The organism is Streptomyces sp. NPDC005752 (assembly GCF_040630715.1).
Lineage (GTDB): Bacteria > Actinomycetota > Actinomycetes > Streptomycetales > Streptomycetaceae > Streptomyces.
This window is the reverse complement of sequence record NZ_JBEXYB010000009.1, coordinates 61,469-67,670: the sequence shown is the minus strand read 5'-3', so window position 1 is coordinate 67,670 and position 6,202 is coordinate 61,469. Positions and strand designations below refer to the sequence as shown.

Here is a 6,202-nt window from a genome sequence, read left to right as displayed (position 1 = left end):
GACATGGCCGTGATGCACGGCGCGCACATGTTCTGGAATCCGCCGACGGCTTTCGACAAGTCGGTCTTCGACAAGATCGTCGGTTCTCATCAGGGCCCGGACGGCCGGCCGTTGCTCCGGTTCAGCCCCGGGAACAACAACGCCCAGCTCACCTGGACCGCACCGACCACGCGGCCTCCCGGCCAGCCTGCGATTGCACCGGTCTCGCAGGAGGACGTGCGCGGCCCCGATCCGCTGCTGCCGTCGGCGCACAACCGTCCGGACAGCCTCGCCGAGAGCCTGGCGCTGTTCAGCAAGGGCAAGGGCCCCGCGACGACGTCCGACCCCGCGGACCTCGTCCGGGCACAGGGCCTGGCCTTCCGCCGGGTGGACGTCCCGGGTGACGGGAACTGCCTCTTCCGGGCGGTGCTCGACAGTGCCCGCGGCCGCGACGTGCCTCCCGCCTGGGCCGCCCGGAACATCGCCGGGCTGCGCAGCCTGGTGCGTGACCGCGTCGCCGGGTCCGAACTCGGTACCGTCGCCGACGCCCTCGTGCCGGACCCGGTGTTCAGCGTGGTGGACGACCTGCGGACACGGGCCCTGGCCGGTGTGACCGACCCGGGGGAGCACCGCAGGATCACCGACGCCTGGAACCGCATCGCACAGGCGGTCGTCACCGACGGCGACGCCGACCAGTGGCGGCAGATCCTGGCCGACAGCGACTACCCGCAGCTCGCACACGTGGCGCCCACCCCCGCCGACGCACGACGGCTCGGCGGACGCGGCCTGCTCGCCGCAGCCGCGGAACGACCCGGGCTGTGGTCGTCCCCCTTCGCCGACCTGCTCCCGGACGCGCTGGCGCACACCCTCGGCCTCGATCTGCGCCTCGTGCGGCCCGACCCGCACACGACGGGCGCGGTCATCGTCACCGAGCTGCACCCCGGAGGCACCGGCGGCACGCTGCACCTGGCGTACAACGGGAGCGACCACTACGACGCGCTCGTCGCCGTCGCCCCGGAGCCCGTGTCGGACCCGGAGACCGGGACCGGGCCGAAGACCGACCCGGGAGTGAAGCCGGGCCTGGAGACCGAGTCCGAGTCCGAGCCGGACCCGGCGACCGGAACCGAGTCCGAGCCGGACCCGGTCGCGCCGCCCGTGCCGCCGCTCTCCTCGCAGCCTGACGGTTCCGACCCGTTCGGGGAGTGGCTGCGCAGTATGGCCGGGATCACCGGTCCCGACGATGCCGGGACCCCCGACCGGGGCGACCCGGTGCCACTGGAGACCCAGCTCGAACGGCACCGCCCCGCCCGTCTGCTGACCGGCGACGACGCCCGTCCGCCGGGGCCGGCACCGCGCACGGTCACCTTCGAGGACGGCAGCAGGCTCCCCACCGTCCTGATCAGGCCGGGTGCCGACCCGCGTGACACGGCGCCGGCCGGGGCGCCGCAGGGCGCGCGCACCGGGCTGCTCACCGGCCCCGGCACGCTCACCCTGCGCTCGCCCGAACTCGTGGCGCGGGAGATCCTCGACAAGCTGCCGGCCGCGACGCGTGCGCGGTTCGACGAGGCGGAGCTGCTGCGTCTGCTGACCCACCAGCCCTCGGCGTTCACCGCCCCCCGCGGCGCCCGCATCGTGGGCCGGGAGAAGTCCGGGGTCGGCCTGGAGATGACGGTCGAGGCCGTCCCGTACCACCGGTGGGAACGCTTCTCCGACGTCGGAGGTGCCACGGTCCGGGTCGACACGATGCGGCGCGGGCAGGCCGGGACGGGGGGCGGCCGCAGTGTGGGCGTCGGGCGCCGTATCGCCGGCGGCGTGGGCATGGGGCCGCCGCTCGACTGGCTGCTGAAGATCGGTACGTCGCTGGGCTGGAGCCGCAGGACGGACTACTCCCAGGGCACCACCGCGTACAACCAGGGCGAGCACCGCGCCCACGAGGGCTCGCACCTGCACCTGGACGACGTCCACTACCGGGTGCGGGTGGAGCGGGTCACCGAGGCGCCCAAGGTCACCGAGGTCACCGGGACCGGCACCGTGACGACCGGTCCCGCCGCGGTGCCGCGTTGGCAGCGCAGCCAGGTGCACACCTCGGAGTTCGGCATGCGGGACGGCCTGACCTGGCGGCTGCCGGACGACCTCACCGTGCCGTTCACGGGGCCCCGCCGGGCACCGGAGACACTGACCTTCCCCGGCGGGGTGGAACCGCGGATGAACGACTCCACCGCCCTGCACCTGACGACCCCGCCGGAGGACATCGCGCTGGCCCTCTCCGGGGCGCGACCCGGCAGTTCGGCGCACCGCACGATGGTCTCGTACGTCCGCCCGGGGAGACTGCTCGGGCTGTTCGGGCGGTTCACCGGGCCGGTGAGCGGTCCCGAGCTGACCCGGGGCAGCGGCCAGCGCCCGTTGGGGCACCTGGTCGTGGAACGGTCGGTGCCGCACCGGGCCGTGCTGGTCACCGAGTCGGTCAAGGCGGAGGTGCGCGACCTCACCCAGACCACGTACCAGAACCAGCGCGGTCACGTCCGTGAGACCAAGTTCGGATTCCAGGTCACCGCCGGTCCGAACTACACGCTGCCCGGGCTCGAGACCGACGTACGCCTCCAGGGCGGCCCGCTGGTCCGGGCGGACCTCGGCGTCGGCCGGGGCCACTACCTGGGCACCGACGCGGCCCGCAAGGTCACCGGCCGGGTCCGCAACCATCCGATGGCGCTCTACCAGGTGGAGCGCACCCTGATGGTCCGCAAGGCCGGTGAGCCGGCGTCCGCGGCACGGCCGGTGCGGGTGGTCAGCCTGGACTGGATCTCCACCCAGGACGCCCGCCGGCTCGCGGGCTGGGACAGCCGTACGCCCGGCCGCACCGGACCGAACCCGGACGCCGAACCGCCCGTGCCGTGGTACCTCACCCGCGAGGACCCGGTCCACCTGGGCGGCCAGGTCCGCGCGGAGGGCTTCCGCCCGCAGGCACGCGCCGGGACACAGCCGACGACGCAGCAGTCACCGCTGCCCGTCACCGATCAGCAGACGCCTCCGACGACCGATCAGCAGCAGCCCGCCCCGCAGGACGGCACCGCACCGCTGGACCCCATGCGGGTCTTCACGGACGCCGTCCTGGACACCCTGCACCGCTCGTACCCGTCGATGTTCGTGCCGCCGATGATGCTGAAGCACCCCAGGCTGGCCCGGCTCTGGTACGGCGACGGGCGGTTGCGGACCGCCCTGCACAACGACCGGCAGGTACGCGAGGCGCTGAACCGGCCCACCCTGACGCAGAGCCTGGACGAACTGACCACCACCGGGGTGCCGGTCACACTTACCGAGGACGGCAAGGTGCGCCGCGGCCACCACACGCTGCTCCTGCGGGCGTCGCTGACCGACCGCCGGTTCGAGACCACCATGAGCGAGCGGTCCCTGCGCAACGCGGTGATCGGCAACGAGGTCTCCGGTCAGGGCCAGCAGGACTCCAGCACCTACTCCGCCGGCGTCGAGGTGGGCGTCTCGCCCCGCGACCACGACAAGGTGCCCGGACCCGGTCTGCCGCGCCAGGCCGGCAACGTCTCGGTCGGTGCGCGCTACGCCCGCACCTACCAGAAGGCCACCCGGAACACGGTCACCGTCGCCCACGACCACCTGACCTTCCAGAACGGCGCCGACCTCTACAGCTACCAGGTGGAACTCGGCGCGACCTTCGAGGGCCATCGCCGGCCGCGCGGCTGGGCCCGGCTGCTGACGGTCGGTCTGCTCGGTGCGGGCGTCTTCGTCAGCAAGGTCGAGGAGCGCCCGCTGTTCAGCCGGGGCACCGAGACCGTGGGACGGGTCGAGTTGGCCGTGCCCGCCGCCCACGGGTCCGACCGGCACGCACCGGCCGACCCGCCGGCCGACGGCACGACGGCCGCGCCGACCCCCGCCCCCACGCCGCAGCGGCTCTCCACCGCGGAGGCGGACCAGCTCCTCGACGGCATCCGCCCGCTGCCCAGGGCGGACTCGGACGGCCGCCGGCTCGTCCGGCAGCTGCTGAGCGCACCGCACGTCGTGCTCAGCGCCGAGGGCGGCCCGCAGCGCCAGCAGCTGATGCAGGACACCGCCGACCGCGCGGCGGGCGGCACCTGGCATGTCAGCGCCCCCGGGGCGCCGGTGCGCACCGCGCTGCGACGGGCGATGGCCAACCTCGGTGTGGCCGGTCAACTCGGCCAGTACCTGGGGCCGTTCGGCTCCCGTATCACCGGGCTCACCGGCGCCGGGCCGTTTCGGACGCACTACCTCAAGGGCGCGGTCCGCGGTGAGCTGGACAACCTGCGGGTCAAGAGCGATCCGAAGCCGGCCAGCCTCGAGACGACCATCGCCAACGATCACCGGGTCGTCGGCAGCACGAGCATCGGCTCGCGCACCACGCTGGGCGTCCAGGGCGGCTACATGCCGTTGCAGCAGCTCCCCGGCAAGGAGCCGGTCGTCGGCTCGTACTCCTCCGCCCTCCAGTACGCCTGGGGCAAGGGCCGCGGCTTCTCGCAGGCCCTGACCCGGGGACGCAGCACCACCGTGACCTTCGCCGGCCGGATGTACCTGGTGGTCGCCGACGCCACGGAGACCGTGGCGGTGCGGGACCGCTGGACGGCCGCGATCGGCACGGTCGGCACCCGTGCCGGGGGCCGCGTCAGCTCCGCCGCCGGGAAGGTGTCCGAGAGGCTCGGACGCGGCCTGGCCCCGCGCCGGGCCGCCGCCGCGCTCCAGCGGATCCGTGACGCGGTGATGTTCCACCTGCCGATGCAGGACGCCATCGAGGCCGGGCTGGCCCCCGACGGGCTGGGCCCCACCACCCCGAAGAACCTCGGCGGCGGCTACCGGGTGCCGGGCTTCCTGCGGAACCGGCGGTTCCCGACCCACCCCAGCGGCCAGCTGGACGCGAGCCGGGCCGCACAGGTGCTGCTGCCGCGCCTGCAGAAGATCGGCGTGCCCTCGCACGACCGCGAACAGGTCCTGCAGCGGCTCTCACCGGACTTCCTGCGCGCCCACCTGCACGAGCTGACCACCGAAGGGATGAGTCTGCCGGTCCGCTACCGCGCCTGGACCAGCCCGCACCTGCTGCCGGTCGGAGGCAGCCCCGGGCAGGTCCGGTTCAGGCTGACGCCGATCACCACGACGGTGCAGCGGCTGCGTACGGGGTTCGAGCTGGAGGACTACCGCAACATCTCCCGTGACGACGCGGACAACACCCACCAGGACCGTGGGGCCGACCTCACGCTGTCCGCCGGTGAGCGCGCGGCGGACAACGGGGTGCTCATCGCCAACCCCTCGCTCCAGGGAACGGCGGCCAAGCAGCGGGGGAGCACCCGGACCGAGACCGTGGGCACCACCTCCATGCCGAACATCGCCACTACGCAGGCGCACGCGGAGATCGTCACCGGCTACACCCTGACCGTCACCATGACGGACGCGGCCGGTGACCCGCTCGCCCCGCGTGCGGTCGCCCAGGTCGGCACCCTCAACGAGATCGCGCCGGCGAGCCTGCTCACCCCGGTGGGCGACGGCGACGACGGCGCGGTCACCGAACAGGACGTGCCCGCACCGGACCGCTCGGTCCGCCTGCTGACGGCCGAACAGTCCCGGCCGGACGGCATCGCCGCCTGGCGCACCTCCGACGACGGCGCGAGCGGTCCCGACCCCGACATCCTGCCCTTCGACGACCGGATCGGCTCCGGCATCCTCGCCGTCGACATGCGCGGTGCGACAGGGGTGCACGACGCACTGACCCTCGCCACCGCACGCGCCGACGGCCTGGGGGACACCGACCTCGGCAGCCGGCACTCCGGCAACGTCCTCGCCTCGCGCGTGCGCATGGCCCGCCACACCCCGCTCACCGGCCTCGGCACGGCCCCCGCGCAGGCCCAGGCGGAGGCCACCTCCCAGGGCGGACTGACCGCGGGGTTCCGTGAGGCGCTCGGCGAGGGCGGCTCCCAGCTGCCCGCGCAGTCCTCCGCCCGCCTGCTGGGCCAGTCCCACACCGCCGACTCCCGCCTCTACGCGAAGATGCACCGCCGCGGCGCGCGGCTCCTCGCCGTGGAGAACAAGCCCCGCATGGAGGCCATGCAGCGGGCCAAGACCTCCGACGCCCTCGAGGCCGGCATCACCGACAACGTCGAAGGCGTGGCGGGCACCGCGCCGCTGGCCGGCAACAGCAACGCGGGTATGACCAACCCCGGTGGCGCGGTACCGATCGGCGGCTCGAACG

The 6,202-nt window shown here is 74.1% G+C and carries 1 protein-coding gene (only partly in view); it reads left to right on the top strand.

What is annotated here, in order from left to right; genetic code table 11:
- Positions 1-6,202, top strand: part of the annotated coding region (locus ABZ441_RS09895) for a lonely Cys domain-containing protein (RefSeq protein WP_358970327.1) (this coding region is incomplete at its 5' end). The annotated region continues 24,749 nt past the right edge of the window; 6,202 of its 30,951 annotated nt are in view.